We start from the raw sequence: 18,406 nt of genomic DNA, 5'->3' as shown, positions 1-18,406 counted from the left end.
GGCGAATCACGGTTGCGGGGCAGCACATCACGGTCGTACGGCACCGCACGGCGGCGTTCGTGCCGGCCCGCGCGCGGAGCACGCTCCACGGCGTCACGCCGCGCCCCACGGCAGCCGCCCCCGCACCTCGAAGCCGCCGTCCGCCGTGGGCCCGTGCTCCAGCCGGCCCCCGGCCAGCGTCGCGCGCTCGGTCAGGCCGATGAGGCCCTGGCCGGAGCCGGGGACCGGGCGGGGCACGGACGCGGGGGCGGGGTTGTGGACCGAGACGGCCAGGCCGTCGCCGGGGGCGCCCGTGACGGTCACCGTGACCTCGGCGCCGGGGGCGTGCTTGCGGGCGTTGGTCAGGGCCTCCTGAGCGATGCGGTAGGCGGTGCGGCCCACGGAGGCGGGGACACCGGCGGGGTCGGTGACGCGGTTGTCGAGGCTGACCTTCATGCCGGCCTCGCGGGACTCGGCGACCAGGGCGTCCAGCGCGGCGAGCGTCGGCTGGGGGCGGCCGGTGTCGTCGGAGTCGCCCGTCCGCAGCACGCCGATGATCTCCCGCAGGTCCTGCAGTGCCTCGTGCGCGCTCTCCCGGATCACACCGGCGGCCCTGGCGATCTCCTCGCGGGGCGCGTCCGGCCGGAACTCCAGGGCTCCCGCGTGCACGCTCAGCAGGGTGAGCCGGTGGGCGAGCACATCGTGCATCTCCCGGGCGATGGCCTCGCGGGCGAGACGCTGGGCCTGCTCGGCGCGCAGCCGCGCCTCCGTCTCGGCGCGCCGGGCGCGGTCGCGCAGGCTCAGCATGAGCTGCCTCTTGGAGCGGACGAACAGGCCCCAGCTGATGACCGAGACGGTCATCAGCGTGGTGAGCGTGACGACGGCCGCGTACGGCAGGTCGGGGTCGGGGCGCAGCCAGTAGAAGCCGGGCATCAGCGCGAGGCCGATCCCGCCGACCCAGGCCACGTACCGGAAGGGGCGGTGCACGGCGAGCGTGAACAGGGTGACCAGAGCGGCACCGCCCGAGGTGTTCGAGAGGAAGCCGACGGGGATCATGGCGACGGCGAGCCCGAACGGCCACCGGCGGCGCAGCCAGACCGCGGCACAGGCGAGCACGCCGAGCAGCTGGTCCACGACGGCCAGCGCATGCGGGGTGTGGGGGTCGTGCCGCAGGGTGTCCGCGGCGGCCAGGCCGAGGGCGACGGCCAGCAGGAAGCAGGAGAAGTCGACGACCCAGTCGCGCGCGGTGCGCCGCGGCGGCCGCCCCAAGGCCCCGGCGTCCGGGTCGAGTTCGTGCACCACGGCGGACGGGAACAGCCATCGGCGTCCCGCGAACTCCTGCGGCGCCTGCGCCTGCTCGTGACCACTCACGGTCGACAAATCTACGCAGCGCGAGCCCGCGCGGTCTCCCCGCGCACGGGATCGCCGACCAAAGTCGCGACGCCATGGACTTTCGGTGATCCGCCCCGGCGCGAGGACCGTCCTCCGGCGGGACGGGACTCGCCCCGCGGCCGATGCGTGGGGGGAGACCGCGGGGCGAGAGTCGTGCCATGAAGAAGCTGCTGGAGCTGATCGGATTCCTCGCCCTGGTGCAGGGCGTGCTGGGCCTGGTGCACGAGTTCACCCACTGGCACGTGGGTCTCGTGCAGCGGCTCGGCTTCCTCGACGGCTACGAGGTGTACGCGAGCGCCGCCCTGGTGGTGCTGGCGTGCGCGCTGTTCGCCGCCGCGGAGAGCCGGAGGCCGGACTGAGCGCCCGCCCGGCCTCCGGCTGTCGCACCGTTCTCCCGGAACCGGCTACCGGCTCAACAGCCGAAGTCGATCAGGTCGAACGTGGCGTAGTGGTCCGCGGTGTAGTAGTCCTCCTGGTACTCCTCACCGGTGACGACGCGCCGCGCACCGCGGGTGGAGGAGCCGGGGGTCTTCACCGTGTACTCGTGGTAGTAGCCGGTCGTCTGCTTGGGCAGGACGCCTTCGCGGTTCTGGAAGACCACCCCGTCCTGCGAGTACGGGAACGGGCCACCTTGGTCGATGAGCCGCAGGGTGGTGTACGCCTGCGAGGGCAGGTCGCTGTAGCAGATGCTGCCGACGGACGAGGCAGCCGCGTCCGCCGTGGTGGCGGTGACCGTACCGCCGACGAGGAGGGCGGACAGGAGGACGCCCGCGGCGCCGATGCGAGTGATTCGTGGGGGGAATCTCATGGCGCAATGATGACGCGCGTAGACAGTGGCATGTCAATGACAAAGTTGAAGATTTTCCCTTCAAGTCAGATGAGTTTTCAGGGAGTTAACCTGCGGCCCACGGTCCCCACGCGCTCCCCACAAGCGCGCTAGGCGTTGTCCGGGAGCTCGTACGAGCCGTAGTCGGGGCGGCCCGCGAAGTCGTACGTCTGGATGGAGACGCCCGCAGCGGTGACCCGCCCGCCCGCATGCCGGAACTTGGTGGGTGGTGCGCCCTCCTCGAAGAGGCGGCGGCCGGCGCCGAGGACGACCGGGAAGGTCAGCAGGTGGAGCGTGTCGACGAGGTCGAGGGCCAGCAGGGAGCGGACGAGGGCTCCGCTGCCGTGGACCTGGAGCTCGCCGTCCGTCTGTTCCTTGAGGGCGGTGACCTCCTTGGCGAGGTCACCGCCGATGACGGTGGTGCCGGACCAGCCGGGCGCGGTCAGGGTCGAGGAGGCGACGTACTTGGGGAGTGCGTTGAGCCTGGACGCGATCGGGTCGGCGGGGTCGGTCATCTTCGGCCAGTACGAGGCGAAGATGTCGTACGTACGGCGCCCGAGCAGAAAGGCGCCGACGCGGTCGAAGACCTCGGTGACGAACCGGCCGAAGTCGTCGTCGCCGTACGGAAAGCTCCAGCCGCCCTGCTCGAAGCCGCCGCTGGTGTCTTCCTGGGGGCCGCCCGGCGCCTGGTAGACGCCGTCGAGGGTGACGAACATGGTGGAGACGAGCTTGCCCATGTCGGGTGCCTTCTTCCTGGGGTGGGGTCTTTTGTCATCAGTGCAGACCCCGGGCGCACCCGCAACTCATCGGTCCGCCCGCCCGAGGGCGGGATCAGCCGCCCAGTTCCTGGTGGCGGGCGGCCAGGGCGGCGGTTCCTTCCTCCGTCAGAGAGCCGAACAGGCGCAGGCGGGAGATGCCGCCGTCGGGGAAGATGTCCACGCGCGCGTGCGTGCCGACGGCGGGGTCCGGCAGGACGAACCTGTGGTTGGTGTCGGGCTGGAGGCGGGTGCGCGGGAGGATCTCGCGCCAGTCGCCGCTCTCGCCGTCGCGCACGGACACCGATGCCCAGCCGGCGCTGTTGCCCTTCAGGTAGGCCGTGTCGATCTCGATCGCGCGGATCCGGGACCGGGCGGCCAGCCGGTAGCTGATCCAGTCGTTGCCCCGGTCGCGGCGCCTTCGCGTCTCCCAGCCGTCGTCCATCTTGCGCGAGCGGCCCGGCTGGATGGTGTTCGTCGCCGGGGAGTAGAAGAGGTCGGAGGCGTTCTCGACCCGGCCGCCGTGCTCCAGGGCGACCACGTCGAAGGTGCCGAGCGCCGCCAGCCACCCGGGGTCGGGCACGACCTCGCCGTACACGCGCAGGCGCGCGATGCCTCCGTCGGGGTGCTGGTTGACGCGCAGATGCGTGAAACGCTGTTCGACCGAGACGGCGAAGCCGTTCGCCGCGTGGCCGCCGACGGGCGTGCGGGGGACGAGGGTCGTCCACTTCACGTCGTCGCCGAGCAGTTCCGCCGGGGACGGGGCACCGGGTACGGACGTGCCCTCGACCGACACCGCCTGCGGATAGTTGCCGCGGAAGTGGGCCGTGTCGACGACGATGCCCCGTACGACACCGGGCGCGCCGAGGCGGACCAGCGCCCAGTCGTGGTCCTCGGCGGTGGGCCAGGGGTGCTCGGCGGAGTCCCCGCGGCGGCGACGCGTCTCCCAGCCGTCCATGATCTTGCCCTTGTGCCCGAAGTGCTCGGGGTCGAACTCGGCCCGCTCGGGCACCAGCAGGTTCTCCCGCTGGGCGAAGAACTCGTCGTTGGCGGCGATGACACCGGCGCCGAGCTGCCGGTCGGCGAGGTTGGCGTGGTGGGTGAAGGGGAAGTCGGCGGTGCGGTAGTCCGCGTACGGGTCACCGCCTCCGTAGGGGTTCGCGTCGCCGGTGAAGCCGGCCGGATCAGATGGACGCTGTGCCGTCACGGTGATCAGGTGTTCCTTTCGGGAGTCGGCCGCCGCGGATGCGGGGGATCAGGGGGTACGGGTCAGCAGTCGGCCCTTCGGCTCGGTGAACTCGCCGTCCGCGACGATGCGTTCGCCGCGCAGCCAGGTGGACCTCACGACCCCGTACAGGGTCTTGCCCGCGTACGCCGTCACGCGGTTGCGGTGCTGGAGGGCCGCCGGGTCGACCGTGAACGTCTCGTCGGGGGCGAGGACGGCGAAGTCCGCGTCGCGGCCGGCCTCGATGGCGCCCTTCTCGGCCAGGCCCACCAGGGCCGCCGTACGCGTCGACATCCAGCGGACGACGTCCTCCAGGCCGTGGCCACGCCGGCGTGCCTCGGTCCACACGGCCGCCAGGCTGAGCTGAAGGCCGGAGACGCCTCCCCAGGCGGTGGCGAAGTCGTCGGTCTTGAGGTCGGCCGTCGACGGCGAGTGGTCGGTGACCACGCAGTCGATGGTGCCGTCCGCCAGCGCCTGCCAGAGCAGGTCCTGGTTCGCCGCCTCGCGGATGGGCGGGCAGCACTTGAACTCGCTGGCGCCGTCCGGGACTTCCTCGGCGGTCAGGGTCAGATAGTGCGGGCAGGTCTCCACCGTGACGCGGACGCCCTCGGCGCGGGCGGCGGCGATCAGGGGCAGTGCGTCGCTGGAGGACAGGTGCAGCACGTGCACGCGCGCGTGGAGGCGCTTCGCCTGGGCCAGCAGGCTCGCGATGGCGGTGTCCTCGGCGTCGCGCGGGCGGGAGGCGAGGAAGTCGGCGTACTTGGGGCCGCCGTGCTGCGGGGCCGCGTCCAGGTGGTGCGGGTCCTCGGCGTGCACGATCAGCAGGCCGTCGAAACCGGCGATCTCGGCCATCGACCTGGCCAGTTGCTCCTGGTCGAGGTGCGGGAACTCGTCGACGCCGGACGGCGACAGGAACGCCTTGAAACCGAAGACGCCGGCGTCGTGCAGCGGACGCAGGTCCTTGACGTTGTCGGGCAGGGCACCGCCCCAGAAGCCGACGTCGATATGGGCCTTGTCCTCGGCCACCCGCCGCTTGGTACGCAGGTGGTCGACCGTCGTGGTCGGCGGGAGGGAGTTGAGGGGCATGTCGACGAGGGTGGTGATGCCGCCGGCCGCCGCGGCGCGGGTGGCGGTCCAGAAGCCCTCCCACTCGGTGCGGCCGGGGTCGTTGACGTGCACGTGGGTGTCGACCAGGCCGGGCAGCAGGACGTCGTCGCCGAGGTCCTCCAGGCGGGCCGCGGACGGTACGTCGGCGTCGTACGGCAGTACGGCCGTGATCTTCCCGGCGGAGACCCTGACCGAGGCGGCCCGCGTCCCTTCCGGGGTGATGACGCGTGTCGAGCGCAGCACCAGTTCAGCGTCGGACACCCGGACCCCTCTCTCTGCCGCCGTCTCGCTTCCCGGAAACGGGATGTACTGCCACGTAAGGGAATTCAACGTTCTGTTGAAGGAGTCTTCACTCCCGCTCCTGCGCCGTCAAGAGGCACACTTCTACCCAGCGCACCCGGCGCCACTGCTCTGGACGTTTCCACTAAGCGGAATTAGAATTCCAGCAAGCAGAACGTAGCTACGCACGATCAGGGAGTCAACCGACTGCCGGGTAGGCTTCTGCCCTTCCTGCCAGTCCCGAAAGGAACGCGCCGTGCCGACGTCCAGCGCCAGCACCAACGACTCCGCCAAGTCCGCCGGTGGCGGGGTCCAGTCCCTGGAGCGCGCCTTCGATCTGCTGGAGCGGATGGCCGACGCGGGCGGCGAGGTCGGCCTGAGCGAGCTGTCCGCGAGCAGCGGGCTGCCGTTGCCCACGATCCATCGGCTGATGCGCACGCTGGTCGTCTGCGGCTATGTACGTCAGCAGCCCAACCGGCGGTACGCCCTCGGCCCGCGCCTGATCCGCCTCGGCGAGTCGGCGTCCCGGCTGCTCGGCACGTGGGCCCGGCCCTACCTCGCGCGCCTCGTCGAGGAGACCGGAGAGACGGCGAACATGGCGCTGCTGGACGGCGACGAGGTCGTCTATGTCGCCCAGGTGCCGTCGAAGCACTCGATGCGCATGTTCACCGAGGTCGGCCGGCGGGTTCTGCCGCACTCCACGGGCGTCGGCAAGGCGCTGCTCGCCCATGTCCCCGACCACGAGGTGCGCGCCCTCCTGTCCCGCACCGGCATGCCGGCCGCGACGGAGATGACGATCACCACGCCGGACGCATTCCTGGCCGCCCTGGAGGAGGTGCGCCGCCTCGGGTACGCCGTGGACGACAACGAGCAGGAGATCGGCGTCCGCTGCCTCGCGGTCCCCGTGCCGGACTCCCCCACGGCCGCCGCCATCTCCATCTCCGGCCCGGCGGGCCGCGTCACGGAATCGGCAACGGACAAGATCGTGCCGGTACTCCAGCAGATCGCCACGGAACTGTCCCAGACCCTGGCAAGCTGAGCCCGCCGGGGGTTCGGCCCCTTCGCAGCCAAGGTCCGGTTCCTCGATTCCCCGGCGCCTCCGACGAGCGCGGCGACCGGCGTCGGCGAGATCGCACCCTGAGCCGCCGGCGTCCCGACCGGGCCGGACGCCGGGGCACCGCAGTGGGCCGCCCCCTTCCTGCGGGCGCACTGGCGCCAAGGCCTCGAAGCGGCCCCGGCAACCGCTGAGGAGCAGCGGCCCGCCCCGGTGCCCGACGGTCCGGCCGGGGTCGGCGGCACGACCGCCACCGGTCCCCGTTCGTGGTGCCTGGCCGGGGGGCGGGACTACGGTCGGCAGCCGGCGCGCCCAATCGCCTGTCGGCGTCGGCACCCACACAAGGAGGGCGGCGGACGCCGTGAGCGTTCTCCGCAGGCGCCGGGGCCGCAATCACCGCGCCCCGGTCACCCTGTCGGGCAACCAGTCGTGCGCCAATGCCTTCAGAGGCGTGGCGAGCTCCGCGCCGGGCTCGGGGCTGCCGCCGAGGATGTTCTCGGTGTGACCCCCGAACAGGTCCACCGACAACCCCGCGCCGGGGCCGGCAACTCGTCCCCAGCACCGCCCACCAGCGCCAGAGCCGACGCGCACCCCTCAGCGCCGCGGCGACTCCCCGATGAAGCCCACCGCGTCCCGGACCTCCGACAACCCCCGCGCCAGTGCACCACCCGATCCCGACCGCGCCGGGGCCGACGGCTCGCCCTCAGCCCTGCCCCAGCAGGGCCAGAACCGACAAGGACGAGACCCCCTCAACGCCCGCGACGGTTCCCCGGCACCCTCACCGAACCGATCGCGCCCGCGATCACCCGCAGCGAACGACACAGACGAGGTACCCCGGCAATGCCGCCCGAGGCCGGGTCCCCGCCCCTGCCGCCAGGGTCGGAGCCGGCGCGTACCCCTCAGCGGCGCGGCGGTTCCCCGAACAAGTCCACCGCGTTCCGGACCTCCGACAAACCCCGTGCCAGTGCGCTGACCGAGCCGATCGCGCCCGCGATCAGGAGCAGGGAACGGCGCAGGCGGGGTATCTCGGGGATGCCGCCGGAGGTCATCGCGGCCAGGGCTGCCAGTTCGTCCTCGGCTATGCAGCGGTCGGGGAACTCGGCCGGGTGCGCGGCGAGTTCGCGGCGCAACCGGGACACCGCGGTCCGCAGTTCCGCCACTCTCGGGTCCTCGTCGCTGCCGGTCACTGGCCTCTGCCCCAAGCTCCGCAACACAGCCCTCCCCCTCGCACGCCGTCGTGTGCGCACTGGTGCCCCGTGGCGTAGGTCCGGCGCCGGGCGACGCGGGTCAGTAAACGCCACCCGGTACGGGGAGCGCCACTGCGCGGACCGAAATTCAGTCCATCGAAACCGGGCACTCCGCCCCGCGTCAGGTATGCAGGACACATGACGGACAACCAAGGCCGGATCGCCGGTCTGCTCCTTGCCGCGGGCGGCGGAAGGCGGCTCGGCGGACGGCCCAAGGCACTGCTCGAACACCGGGGACGGCCCCTGGTGGAGCACGCGGTCGGGGTGCTGCGCACGGCCGGATGTGATCGCATCCATGTGGTGCTGGGCGCCCGGGCCGACGAGGTCCGAGAACGGGCGGACCTGAGCGGCTGCGTACTCGTGGACAACCCCGGCTGGGCCGAGGGAATGGGGTCCTCGCTGCGGGCCGGCCTCGACTCGCTCGCCGGTACGGGCGCCCGCGCGACCCTGGTCTCGCTGGTCGACCAGCCCGGCATCGGCCCCGAGGCGGTCGCCCGGGTGCTCGCCGCCCACGAGGACGAGAGGTCCCTGGTCTCCGCCGCCTACGACGGCGTACGCGGACACCCGGTCCTCTTCGGCTCCGCCCACTGGGCCGGTATCGCCCGCACCGCGACCGGCGACCGGGGCGCCCGCGCCTATCTGAAGGAGCACGAGCGGGAGATCCGGCTCGTCGAGTGCGGCGACGTGGCCGAACCGTACGACATCGACACCACCGAGGATCTGATCCACCTTGAGTGAGCAGGATGGCACCGAGAGCCACCTTGCCTCGACCCGGAGAATCTCGACGTCAACAAACCATTGAAGTTCCACGATGAGGAAACTAGTATCCACTGTTCAGAAGCGCCCTGCCGCTCCCCGGGCGTCCTCAGCCCTACCCGGTACGACTGGCACCCGGTGCCACCGCTGAAGGAAGTGACAGCTCATGTCCGCACCAGCGCCGTCTCCGCTGGCCATCGTCGACGCCGAGCCCCTGCCCCGGCAGGAGGAGGTCCTCACCGACGCGGCGCTCGCCTTCGTGGCCGAGCTGCACCGGCGGTTCACGCCACGCCGTGACGAACTCCTCGCCCGCCGCGCGGAGCGCCGCGCCGAGATCGCCCGCACCTCCACGCTCGACTTCCTCCCGGAGACCGCCGCGATCCGCGCCGACGACTCCTGGCGGGTCGCCCCCTCGCCCGAGGCACTCGACGACCGGCGCGTCGAGATCACCGGCCCCACCGACCGCAAGATGACCATCAACGCCCTGAACTCGGGCGCGCGCGTCTGGCTCGCCGACTTCGAGGACGCCTCCGCGCCCACCTGGGAGAACGTGGTCGTCGGCCAGCTCAATCTGATCGACGCGTACACCCGGAACATCGACTTCACCGACCCCGGGTCCGGGAAGTCGTACGCCCTGAAGGCGAACGAGGAACTGGCCACCGTCGTCATGCGTCCCCGCGGCTGGCACCTGAACGAGCGCCACCTCGTGGACGCGGACGGTGCCCAGGTCCCCGGCGCCTTCGTCGACTTCGGGCTGTACTTCTTCCACAACGCCCGGCGTCTGCTCGACCTCGGCAAGGGGCCGTACTTCTACCTCCCCAAGACGGAGTCGCACCTGGAGGCCCGCCTCTGGAACGACGTGTTCGTCTTCGCGCAGGACTACCTCGGCCTCCCGCAGGGCACCGTCCGTGCCACCGTGCTCATCGAGACGATCACGGCCGCGTACGAGATGGAGGAGATCCTCTACGAACTCCGCGACCACGCCTCCGGGTTGAACGCCGGACGCTGGGACTACCTCTTCTCCATCGTCAAGAACTTCCGTGACGGCGGGCCCCGGTTCGTCCTGCCGGACCGCAACGCCGTGACGATGACAGCCCCGTTCATGCGGGCCTACACCGAACTCCTCGTCCGCACCTGCCACAAGCGCGGTGCGCACGCGATCGGCGGCATGGCGGCGTTCATCCCGTCCCGCCGCGACGAGGAGGTCAACAAGGTCGCCTTCGAGAAGGTCAAGGCGGACAAGGACCGCGAGGCGAACGACGGTTTCGACGGCTCCTGGGTCGCCCACCCGGACCTGGTCCCGCTCGCCATGGAGTCCTTCGACAAGGTCCTCGGTGACCGGCCGAACCAGAAGGACCGGCTGCGCGAGGACGTGCACGTCGAGGCGGCCGACCTGATCGCGATCGACTCGCTGGAGGCCAGGCCGACGTACGCGGGCCTGGTCAACGCCGTGCAGGTGGGCATCCGTTACATCGAGGCGTGGCTGCGCGGCCTCGGCGCGGTCGCCATCTTCAACCTCATGGAGGACGCGGCCACCGCCGAGATCTCCCGCTCGCAGATCTGGCAGTGGATCAACGCGGGCGTCGAGTTCGAGAACGGCGAGACGGCGACCCCCGAGCTGGCCCGCAAGGTCGCCGCCGAGGAACTGGCCGCCGTCCGGGAGGAGATCGGCGAGGAGGCCTTCGCGGCCGGCCACTGGCAGCAGGCCCACGATCTGCTGCTCCAGGTCGCCCTCGACGAGGACTACGCGGACTTCCTCACCCTGCCCGCGTACCAGCAGCTCACCGGCTGAGACCTCATCCTTCCGAGTGGTGCGGGGACTCCCCCTGGGCCACTCGGTCGCGTACGGCCCACTTCACCTGAGGTGCGCCGACCAGTCCTGTTCCGCCGCCGGCTTGCCGTGCAGGTCGGGAACCCGCTTGAGCCAGTTCGGACGGCCCTGCTGGGTCCTCGCCGCCCGGCGGGCCTCCTCGGCGGCGAGCTCCTCCCGGGTGGGGAAGTCGGTCGGGAGCCAGGCGGCCGACGCCCGCACGCGCGCGTGGAGGTAGTCCACATACGCCCTGCGCACCTCGTCCGGCGTCGTGAACCCCTCTTCGCCCGTCAGCCAGGCGTCGGGGACCTCGGCGACGATCTCCCGCAGCAGCTCCTCCGTCACCTTGGGCGCCAGCTCCACGTCGGCCGCCCGGGTGTCGGGCGTGTAGTGCCCGAGGGCGTGATGGCGGAAGTCGTACGCCTTGGCGGGATCGGACGCGTCCCAGCGGTGGTGGAAGACGAGGGCGGCGCCGTGGTCGATCAGCCACAGGCGCGGGGGCACGGTGCCGAGGGTGGGCCAGACCATCAGGTTGGAGCTGTGGACCGTGCGGTCGACGTTCACGGTGAGGGCGTCGAGCCAGACGATCCGGCCCGCCTCCAGGGGATCGACCCCGAAGGTCTTCGCGACCTCCGGGGTGAAGTCCTTCGCGCCCGGCAGATAGTCCATGCCGAGGTTGAGGCCCCGGCTCGCGGTGTGCAGGTCCCGTACCTCCTGGTGCGGCTCGTCGTCGGCGATCGCCGGGTCGAAGTGCACCAGGACCAGCTCGGGGAACCGCAGCCCGAGCGCCCGCGCGAGCTCGCCCACGATCACCTCGGCGACCAGCGCCTTGCGGCCCTGCGCGGAACCGGTGAACTTGACGACGTATGTGCCGAGGTCGTCGGCCTCGACGACTCCGGGGACGGAGCCGCCGGACCGCAGGGGTTCGATGTAGCGGGTTACAGTAATCTGCCTCAGCATCTTCCAAGGCCTCAAAGCGCGCTTGCCTTACATTCCATGGCCGACTCCACCGCGGTGCACCCGGGCAACCTCCCTGATCAGCCCTGAAAGAATCTGGGGAGTTTCGACTGGCATGCTCGTCTCCCTGCCTCCCCAGCAGTCCGTCAATGGCAGTACGTCCCTTGCTTCCGGCCTCCGGCACGAAGCGAGCATAGTAACCAAGCGTGACAGCCGGGGAGAAGCGCCCGAGCCATCTGCCGGCGTCACCACCGACTCCCCTGCTTGCAGCATGATCGAGGCCCAGGTGTGCCGCAGCACGTGGAAGCCGTCCTTCGGCGGCGCCTCCCACCGCGTCTTCACCAACGCGGTGAGCTGGTCGAGGCTGTGTATGGTGAGGTGACCTTTTCAGGTGCGACCACACCCCTTCGACGGGGTTGAGCTCGGCCCCTTCGGCAGGGCGCATTACAACCTCCCGTTGATCGCCTGAACTTGGCGACGGACGCGAAGGACGCCTCGGGCACAGTCGACGTCCTCCGGGCTCAACCGAAGACTTCACCCTGCCGAAGTCCGCACCCGAGTACGACCGGCCGGTACCGGCGTCCCAGACCGCCGCGTGTGCTGCTGTCGGTCTGCATGCGGCCTGCCGCAGAAGGCGGCGAGCGATGTTCTGCTGGCCGACGGGCGTGACGTCCTGGCGAGCCTGATCGCGAAGGCCCGCGAAGCGGCCGTCATGCTCGCCGAAGCCAGAACTGCCTGCTTCGGCGCCGGTTGCAGGGCACCTCAAGTGGGCCTTTCACTTCCGCTCTTGGGCTGTGCGGCGATGCCGCGCGGCCGGGCCTGCGGCGCCGGGGCCGGGGCCGGGGCCGGGGCTAGAGGATCCCGCGCTCGCTCGCGCGCGCCAGGACCTCCACGCGGTTGCGGGCGCCCAGCTTCTCCAGCGTCCGCTGGAGATAGGTCTTGACCGTGTTCCGGCTCAGGCCGAGCACGTCGGCGATCTCCGGGTTGGTCTCGCCCATCGCCACCCTGCGCAGAATCTCGTACTCGCGGCGGGTCAGGCCGCTCTCCTTGAGCCTTCGGTTCAGCAGCACGCTGAGCAGGTGGTCCGGACTGGTGCGGACCACCCGTTCCCCGGCGTTGACCCGGCGGACGATGTCCATCAGATCCGAACGCTGCGCGTCCTTGACGACCACGGCGTGCGCTCCGGCGCCGAGTGCCTCCTCCAGAGCGGCGTGCTCCGGAAAGGCGGTGAAGATCACCACTTTGACGCCGGGGACGTGGGTCCGCAGCTCCCGGACGACCTCGGGGGCGAGCATGTCGGGCAGGCGCAGGTCCAGCAGGACTACGTCGGGCACCAGCCGCTCGGCCTCGCTGATCGCCTCCCGCCCCGAGCTCGCGTACCCGGTGACGGTGATCCAGGAGGCGTTGCCGAGCGCCAGGGCGACACCGTCGCGGACGATGGGGTGGTCGTCCACGACCAGTACGCGCACCGTCGGCTCGTTCACGCCGGCACCCACATCTGGACAGTCACGCCGCCGTCCTCGTTGCTGCCGACGTTGACCCGGCCGCCCACCCGTTCCAGGCGCTCCGACATGGTGGACAGGCCGATGCCCCCGGAGGAGCCGCCCTCCGGGGGCAGACCGACGCCGTCGTCGGCGATGGTCACGCAGACGCCCCCGGACCGGGTGAACACGCTCATCACGACGGAACGGGCCCGCGCGTGCTTCTCGACGTTCAGCAGCGCCTCCCGCGCCGCATCGGTCAGTGCCCTGATCCGGCCCGGCGCGAGGCCCGGCACCTCGGTCACCATGATCAGCCGGGCGATCACGCCGGTACGCTGCTGGAAGGCCCTGCAGTCACCGCGCAGCGCGACGCCGAGAGCGACCTCCTCCGGGGGCGCGTGCAGCGCGTGCAGGGACACGCGCAGCGCGGCGGCCGCCTGGATCGCCTGCTCCTCCAGGTCTCCCAGACGTGCCGACACGGCGTCCCCGGTCGGCAGCTCCGCGGCCAGCGTGCGGATGCCCGTGCCCAAGGTGAAAAGCATGGCCCCCACGGTGTCGTGCAGGTCCAGCGCGAGCCGGCGCCGTTCCTCGTGCACGGCGACCTCCGCCGCGTGACGGGCACGCTCTGCCACTACAGCAGCCGCCGCGGCCCGGCTCGCCGCCTGTTCCAGGGCCTGGGTCGTCCGGTCGCCGTACAGGGAGGGCTCGCGGTTCGCGCCGTAGAGGACGCCCAGCAGCCGGTCGTCGTGGATGACGGGCACGGCGATCATCGCACCGAGCCCCTCGGTCTCCGCCTGTGCGTTGAAGTGGTGGGTGATGGTGTCGGAGCGGCGATAGTCACTGACCCACAGGGGCCGGCGCCGGAGCATCACCTGTCCGCCCAGCCCGCACCCGGCGGAGACGACCAGGCCGTCCACGGCGGGCGTGCGGGCGTGGACGACGTGCCCGAGCACCAGCCGGTCGGCCCCGTCCGGTTCGCCCACCCACGCGACGTCCACCCCGCTCAGCTCGGGAACGTCGTCCACGATCCGGCGCATGGCTACGGACTGGTCGAGCAGCGCGAGGACCTGGCTATATCCCTCGGTGAGCTCGAACAGGGCGCTCGGCAGTGGCCGGTCCCGGCTCCCGTCTGACACGTTCGTCATGGTAGGTCGTCTCCCGCCGGCGGACCAGGAGTGAACGCGCGCACTCCGGTCCCACATCCTGCCCCGCCGCAAGTGCCCTGACCATCTCCGAATGGAGACCTCCGGACTCATATCTCCGCCTGGAGCTACTCGCGCCCCGGTGCGGCGCCCAGAATCGCGGCACGAGCCGCAGCGGCCGGTGAGGTGGCGCAGCCGCACCCACCGGCATCGAGATCTAAGGAACACACACGCACATGCCCAGCCACCACCCGATTCCCAGCACCATGCAGGCCGTGCCCCTGCTCGTGAGAAGACTGCTGGAGAACGGTATGAGACTGCACGGTGGCAGTGAGGTCGTCACCGCCACCGGCACCGGCACCGGCACCGGCACCCGTAGCGCCGACTACGCCCGCGTCGGCCGCAACGCCGCCGCGCTCGCCCACGCGCTGGCCGGCCTGGGCGTAGGACACGGCGACCGGGTGGCCACCTTCATGTGGAACAACCAGGAGCACCTGGAGGCGTACCTCGCCGTGCCCGCCATGGGCGCCGTGATCCACCCCCTGAACATCCGTCTCTTCCCCGATCAGCTCACCTACATCGCCAATCACGCCGAGGACACGGTCGTCATCGTCGACGGCTCCCTGCTGCCGGTCTTCTCCGCGCTGCTGCCCGACATGCGCACGGTGCGGCACGTCATCGTCAACGGGGAGGCGGAGTCCGCGCTCATGCCCGACGCCCCGGTGACCGTCCATGACTACAGGCGGCTGCTGGAGGGGCGGCCAGGGTCGTACGACTGGCCGGACCTGGACGAGAACCAGGCGGCGGCCATGTGTTACACCTCCGGGACCACGGGCAACCCCAAGGGCGTCGTCTACAGCCACCGCTCGCTGTACCTGCACTCGCTGGGCATCAGCCTGCCGGACCTGATGAACATCTCCGCCCGGGACCGCCTGCTCGCCATCGTCCCGCAGTTCCACGCCCAGGCCTGGGGCCTGCCGTATGCGGCCTTCCTCACCGGCGCCTCGCTCGTCATGCCGGACAGGTTCCTGGCTCCCGCGCCGCTCGCGCGGTTCATCGCCGCCTCCCGCCCCAACAAGGGCGCAGGCGTGCCGACGGTGTGGCAGGGCCTGGCCGACCACGTCCGGCAGCACCCCGGCGCCGACATCTCCAGCCTCGAGGAGGCCGTCGTGGGCGGCTCCTCCTGCCCGCCGTCGCTGATGCGGACCTACGAGGACGAGCTGGGCATCCGGCTGCTGCACGCCTGGGGGATGACCGAGGTCTCGCCGCTGGGCGCCCTGGCCCGCGCCCCCGAGGGCACCGAAGGAGAGGACGCCTGGCGCCACCGCCTCAGCCAGGGCCGCTTCCCGGCACCGGTGGAGGCCAGGCTCATCGGCCAGGACGGAGCCGTTCTGCCCTGGGACGGGCTGAGCATCGGGGAGTTGGAGGTGCGCGGTCCCTGGATCACCGGCTCCTACCACCTCGACGACGACCCGGAGAAGTTCCACGACGATTGGCTGCGCACCGGTGACGTCGGAACGATCAGTGCCGACGGCTTCCTCACCCTCACCGACCGGGTCAAGGACGTGATCAAGTCGGGCGGGGAGTGGATCTCGTCCGTCGAGCTGGAGAACCACCTCATGGCGCACCCGGCGGTGGCCGAAGCATGCGTCGTCGCGGTCCCGGACGACAAATGGGGGGAGCGTCCCCTGGCCACGGTCGTGCTCCGGGACGGGAGCGGCACCACGCACGACGAACTGCGGCGGTTCCTCGCCGGCAAGGTGGCCGCCTGGCAGCTGCCGGAGCGCTGGGCACTTCTCGAGGCGGTGCCCAAGACATCCGTCGGCAAGTTCGACAAGAAGACGCTGCGCAAGCAGTACGCGGACGGGGAGCTGGCCGTCGACATCGTCTCGTGAGCCGCACCCGTCCAGGACCATCCACCCATCTCCCCGAGGAACTGTCATGAGCCGCATGACCCTGCCCCCCGAAGGGGATCCTCAGTCGGTGTCGGCCCTGTATCTGAGCCCGCTCGACCATGAATCCCTGTATTCCGACGCGGAGCTGCTCCGGGCCATCGCCGAGACCGTTGAACGAGTCGGCGGAAGGCAGGAGCTCCCCGGCCGGTACGCCGACACGCTGCGCGAGGAGGCCGCGGCGGGCGGCCACCGGCACGGCGAAAGACACAGGTGGGCCCGTCGCATGGCGCGGGAGCTCGCCCGCGACCCGGCCGGTGTCGACCACCGGCTCGTGCACCGGGCGGTCGGCGGCCGGGGCACCGAGCCACCGAGAGGGACGTCATGAGCCCGGCGTTCCCCCCGCCACCGTCGCGGGGGCCCGATCCGGGGCAGGGCTCCGGTTCCTGGCAGGGACAGCAGCCATGGACAGATCCCGGCCCCTGGCAACGTCCCGCCGCTTCCGGGCGGCCGATGCCCCCGCCCCGTGCGCACCCCGCCATGTACGCGGCACCGGCACCGTACGTCCCCGAGCGGCCCAAGGACGATCCGGCCCTGCTGCGTCTGCGCGCGGCACGCCGGCGCCCGGTCTTCACCGTGGCAGGCGCAGTCATCGCGCTCTACCTGATCAACGCCCTGCTGGCGAGTGAGGCGCGCGGCGTGATGGCGGTACGGATCGCCGGGCCGCTGAACGCCGGCCTGGCCATGAGCCTCCTGCAGTGCGTCACCACCGTCTGGGCGGTCCGGTGGTACAACCGCCATGCCAGGACCCGCTTCGCCCCCGGCGGCCCGCATCCGGGTGACCAGTCCGGCTCACGGGAGGATGCGCGATGACCACTGCCGCGTTCCCGGCCGCCGCCGGCTCGTTCCCGGTGTTCGTGGTCTTCGCCGCCTTCGTGGCCAGCGCGCTGTTCCTGGCCCTGTGGGTCACGACGGACCGGGTCACCCCGGGCGACTTCTACGTGAGCGACGGCCGGCTCACGCCGACACGCAACGGTGTCGCACTCTTCGGTGACTACATGTCGGCCGCGACCCTGCTCGGCTCCCCCGGAGTGGTCGCGCTGGCGGGGTACGACGGCATCTCCTATCTGCTGGGCCCGATCGTCGCCTGGGTGGTGATGCTCCTGCTGATCGCCGAGCCGTTCCACAGCACCGGGCGCTACACGATCGGCGACAGCCTGGGGCGGCGTCTGCGTCCTCGGTCCGTGCACCTGGCCTCGGGCATCTCCGCCGTCGTCATCTCCCTGGTGTACCTGATCGCCCAACTGGTCGGCGCCGGGGCGCTCGCCGCGCCGATCCTCGGTCTGGACGGCACCGGTGCGCGGCAGATCATGGTCGGTGCGCTCGGCATTCTCATGGTGATCTACGTGCTGATCGGCGGCATGCGGGCGACGACGACCGTACAGCTGGTCAAGGCCGTCCTGCTGCTCGGCGGCGGCGGATGCCTGGCCGTCCTCGTCATGTCGCGCTGCGGCTGGAACCCCTCAGTCCTGCTGACCCGGGCGGCGGACCACAGCGGGCTGCGGGACGCCTTCCTGCGGCCGGGCGTGCGCTACGGCGACGACACCGTGGGCAGGCTCGACTCGCTCAGCCTGCAGTTGGCCGTGCTGCTGGGGGCCGCGGGGCTGCCGCACCTGCTCATGCGGCTCGGGGCGGTACCCACCGCACGTGCGGCACGCGGATCGGTCACGTTGGCGACCTATCTGACGGTGGTGTTCTGCCTGGCGGGCGGTGTGCTGGGATTCGGCGCGATGGCCGTGCTCGGACGCGGCGCCATCACCGCCGACAGCGCCACGGGCAACTCCGCCGTCCTGCTCCTGGCCGAGCGTCTCGGCGGGGCGTTCCTGCTCACCATGATCTCCTGCGTCGCCTTCACCACGATCCTCGCGGTGGTCGCCGGAATCGTGCTGGCCGCGTCGACCGCGCTGGCACACGACCTCTACCAGGTCGGGCTGCGGGCCGGCGGGGCATCGGAGAAGAGCGAACTCCTGGTCGCCAGGGGCGGGGTCCTGCTGATCGGGATCACCGCCACGGGACTGTCCATGTACGCCCAAGGCCAGAACATCTCGTTCCTGGTGGGCCTGGCCTTCGCCGTCGCGGCGTCCGCGATCCTGCCGGCGCTGCTGTACCACCTGTACTGGAAGGGCTTCACCACCAGGGGAGCGCTCTGGAGCATCTACGGCGGACTGCTCTCCTCGGTACTGCTGGTGCTGTTCTCCCCCGCCCTGTCCGGAGGCCCGGCCGCGCTGCTGCCGGACATGGACTTCGCTGTCTTCCCGCTCAGCAACCCGGCGCTGGTGTCCATCCCGCTCGGCTTCCTGTTCGGCTGGCTGGGATCGGTCCTCGACCGGAGGGAACGGGGCGGGGCGGAGTACGCCGAACTGGAGGCGCGGGTCCTGCTGGGAGCCGGAGCGAGCCCGTCCCGCGGAACCGGCCCGTGACAGGGAGACCACCGAGTCGCTGAG

General features: G+C 71.3%; 18 protein-coding genes. 8 read left to right on the top strand and 10 right to left on the bottom strand.

Translation table 11 applies throughout. The annotated features are described in order from the left end of the window. Positions 1–93: 93 nt before the first annotated feature. Complete coding sequence (locus ACFY1J_RS07010) at positions 94–1,350, bottom strand: histidine kinase (RefSeq protein WP_390730810.1); 1,257 nt, start codon at positions 1,348–1,350, stop codon at positions 94–96. Positions 1,351–1,529: 179 nt separating this feature from the next. Here ACFY1J_RS07010 and ACFY1J_RS07005 point away from each other — a divergent pair, with 179 nt between their 5' ends. Continuing rightward, positions 1,530–1,730, top strand: a complete 201-nt coding sequence (locus tag ACFY1J_RS07005) for a hypothetical protein (protein WP_390707197.1) — start codon at positions 1,530–1,532, stop codon at positions 1,728–1,730. 53 nt (positions 1,731–1,783) lie between these two features. On the opposite strand, the gene ACFY1J_RS07000 is transcribed toward ACFY1J_RS07005, so the two are convergent. The 4 genes from ACFY1J_RS07000 to allB all read right to left on the bottom strand — a co-directional run bounded on the left by ACFY1J_RS07000 (position 1,784) and on the right by allB (position 5,545). Beyond that, entirely contained in the window at positions 1,784–2,179 is a 396-nt protein-coding gene (locus tag ACFY1J_RS07000; protein WP_390707198.1) for a ribonuclease domain-containing protein, read from the bottom strand. Between the two features lie 128 nt (positions 2,180–2,307). After that, positions 2,308–2,934: a dihydrofolate reductase family protein gene (locus ACFY1J_RS06995; protein ID WP_390707199.1), complete on the bottom strand. Its 627-nt coding sequence runs from the start codon at positions 2,932–2,934 to the stop codon at positions 2,308–2,310. 94 nt (positions 2,935–3,028) lie between these two features. Further along, positions 3,029–4,168, bottom strand: coding sequence for an allantoicase (gene alc, locus ACFY1J_RS06990; RefSeq protein ID WP_390730841.1), 1,140 nt, complete (start codon positions 4,166–4,168; stop codon positions 3,029–3,031). A 39-nt stretch (positions 4,169–4,207) separates the two neighbouring features. Further along, on the bottom strand, positions 4,208–5,545 hold the full coding sequence (gene allB / locus ACFY1J_RS06985; protein WP_390707200.1) for an allantoinase AllB: 1,338 nt from the start codon (positions 5,543–5,545) through the stop codon (positions 4,208–4,210). A gap of 274 nt (positions 5,546–5,819) precedes the next feature. Here allB and ACFY1J_RS06980 point away from each other — a divergent pair, with 274 nt between their 5' ends. After that, on the top strand, positions 5,820–6,602 hold the full coding sequence (locus ACFY1J_RS06980; RefSeq protein ID WP_390730809.1) for an IclR family transcriptional regulator: 783 nt from the start codon (positions 5,820–5,822) through the stop codon (positions 6,600–6,602). A 408-nt stretch (positions 6,603–7,010) separates the two neighbouring features. Here ACFY1J_RS06980 and ACFY1J_RS06975 read toward each other — a convergent pair whose 3' ends face one another. Next, positions 7,011–7,139, bottom strand: coding sequence for a hypothetical protein (locus tag ACFY1J_RS06975; protein ID WP_390730808.1), 129 nt, complete (start codon positions 7,137–7,139; stop codon positions 7,011–7,013). A gap of 377 nt (positions 7,140–7,516) precedes the next feature. Next, a complete protein-coding gene (locus ACFY1J_RS06970; protein ID WP_390707203.1) occupies positions 7,517–7,831 on the bottom strand; it encodes a DUF5955 family protein in 315 nt (104 codons plus the stop codon). A gap of 171 nt (positions 7,832–8,002) precedes the next feature. Between ACFY1J_RS06970 and ACFY1J_RS06965 the strand changes: the two genes are divergently transcribed. Continuing rightward, complete coding sequence (locus ACFY1J_RS06965; protein ID WP_390707204.1) at positions 8,003–8,602, top strand: NTP transferase domain-containing protein; 600 nt, start codon at positions 8,003–8,005, stop codon at positions 8,600–8,602. A gap of 184 nt (positions 8,603–8,786) precedes the next feature. Further along, on the top strand, positions 8,787–10,412 hold the full coding sequence (gene aceB, locus ACFY1J_RS06960) for a malate synthase A (RefSeq protein WP_390730807.1): 1,626 nt from the start codon (positions 8,787–8,789) through the stop codon (positions 10,410–10,412). Between the two features lie 63 nt (positions 10,413–10,475). On the opposite strand, the gene ACFY1J_RS06955 is transcribed toward aceB, so the two are convergent. From ACFY1J_RS06955 to ACFY1J_RS06945, 3 genes are all read right to left on the bottom strand, one after another. Further along, positions 10,476–11,390, bottom strand: coding sequence for a HipA family kinase (locus ACFY1J_RS06955; RefSeq protein ID WP_390730806.1), 915 nt, complete (start codon positions 11,388–11,390; stop codon positions 10,476–10,478). An 848-nt stretch (positions 11,391–12,238) separates the two neighbouring features. Then, positions 12,239–12,871: a response regulator gene (locus ACFY1J_RS06950; protein WP_390707207.1), complete on the bottom strand. Its 633-nt coding sequence runs from the start codon at positions 12,869–12,871 to the stop codon at positions 12,239–12,241. Continuing rightward, on the bottom strand, positions 12,868–14,004 hold the full coding sequence (locus ACFY1J_RS06945) for a GAF domain-containing protein (protein ID WP_390707208.1): 1,137 nt from the start codon (positions 14,002–14,004) through the stop codon (positions 12,868–12,870). The genes ACFY1J_RS06950 and ACFY1J_RS06945 overlap by 4 nt, the downstream gene beginning before the upstream one ends. A 242-nt stretch (positions 14,005–14,246) precedes the next feature. Here ACFY1J_RS06945 and ACFY1J_RS06940 point away from each other — a divergent pair, with 242 nt between their 5' ends. The 4 genes from ACFY1J_RS06940 to ACFY1J_RS06925 all read left to right on the top strand — a co-directional run bounded on the left by ACFY1J_RS06940 (position 14,247) and on the right by ACFY1J_RS06925 (position 18,382). Beyond that, positions 14,247–15,905 carry a long-chain fatty acid--CoA ligase gene (locus tag ACFY1J_RS06940; protein WP_390730805.1) on the top strand — a complete coding sequence of 553 codons (1,659 nt, stop codon included), beginning with the start codon at positions 14,247–14,249 and terminating at the stop codon, positions 15,903–15,905. A 46-nt stretch (positions 15,906–15,951) separates the two neighbouring features. Then, positions 15,952–16,290 (top strand): hypothetical protein, encoded by a 339-nt coding sequence (locus ACFY1J_RS06935; protein WP_390707210.1) that lies wholly within the window; start codon positions 15,952–15,954, stop codon positions 16,288–16,290. Between the two features lie 152 nt (positions 16,291–16,442). Then, a complete protein-coding gene (locus tag ACFY1J_RS06930; protein WP_390730804.1) occupies positions 16,443–16,775 on the top strand; it encodes a DUF485 domain-containing protein in 333 nt (110 codons plus the stop codon). Then, the gene (locus ACFY1J_RS06925) at positions 16,772–18,382 is read left to right on the top strand and encodes a cation acetate symporter (protein WP_390730803.1); all 1,611 of its coding nucleotides are present in this window, start codon (positions 16,772–16,774) and stop codon (positions 18,380–18,382) included. Before ACFY1J_RS06930 ends, ACFY1J_RS06925 begins: the two co-directional genes overlap by 4 nt. The last annotated feature ends 24 nt before the right edge of the window (positions 18,383–18,406 follow it).

The sequence above is a fragment of the Streptomyces sp. NPDC001406 genome, assembly GCF_042895285.1.
GTDB lineage: Bacteria > Actinomycetota > Actinomycetes > Streptomycetales > Streptomycetaceae > Streptomyces.
This window is presented reverse-complemented; position numbering and strand designations above follow the sequence as displayed.

What these genes read in the sequence shown, in the direction of transcription:
- ACFY1J_RS07000 (WP_390707198.1), bottom strand. Translation starts at nt 2,179, where the DNA reads ATGAGATTCCCCCCACGAATCACTCGCATCGGCGCCGCGGGCGTCCTC.
- aceB (WP_390730807.1), top strand. Translation starts at nt 8,787, where the DNA reads ATGTCCGCACCAGCGCCGTCTCCGCTGGCCATCGTCGACGCCGAGCCC.
- ACFY1J_RS06965 (WP_390707204.1), top strand. Translation starts at nt 8,003, where the DNA reads ATGACGGACAACCAAGGCCGGATCGCCGGTCTGCTCCTTGCCGCGGGC.
- ACFY1J_RS06935 (WP_390707210.1), top strand. Translation starts at nt 15,952, where the DNA reads ATGAGCCGCATGACCCTGCCCCCCGAAGGGGATCCTCAGTCGGTGTCG.
- ACFY1J_RS06940 (WP_390730805.1), top strand. Translation starts at nt 14,247, where the DNA reads ATGCCCAGCCACCACCCGATTCCCAGCACCATGCAGGCCGTGCCCCTG.
- ACFY1J_RS06955 (WP_390730806.1), bottom strand. Translation starts at nt 11,390, where the DNA reads ATGCTGAGGCAGATTACTGTAACCCGCTACATCGAACCCCTGCGGTCC.
- ACFY1J_RS06930 (WP_390730804.1), top strand. Translation starts at nt 16,443, where the DNA reads ATGTACGCGGCACCGGCACCGTACGTCCCCGAGCGGCCCAAGGACGAT.
- ACFY1J_RS06995 (WP_390707199.1), bottom strand. Translation starts at nt 2,934, where the DNA reads ATGGGCAAGCTCGTCTCCACCATGTTCGTCACCCTCGACGGCGTCTAC.
- ACFY1J_RS06925 (WP_390730803.1), top strand. Translation starts at nt 16,772, where the DNA reads ATGACCACTGCCGCGTTCCCGGCCGCCGCCGGCTCGTTCCCGGTGTTC.
- ACFY1J_RS07005 (WP_390707197.1), top strand. Translation starts at nt 1,530, where the DNA reads ATGAAGAAGCTGCTGGAGCTGATCGGATTCCTCGCCCTGGTGCAGGGC.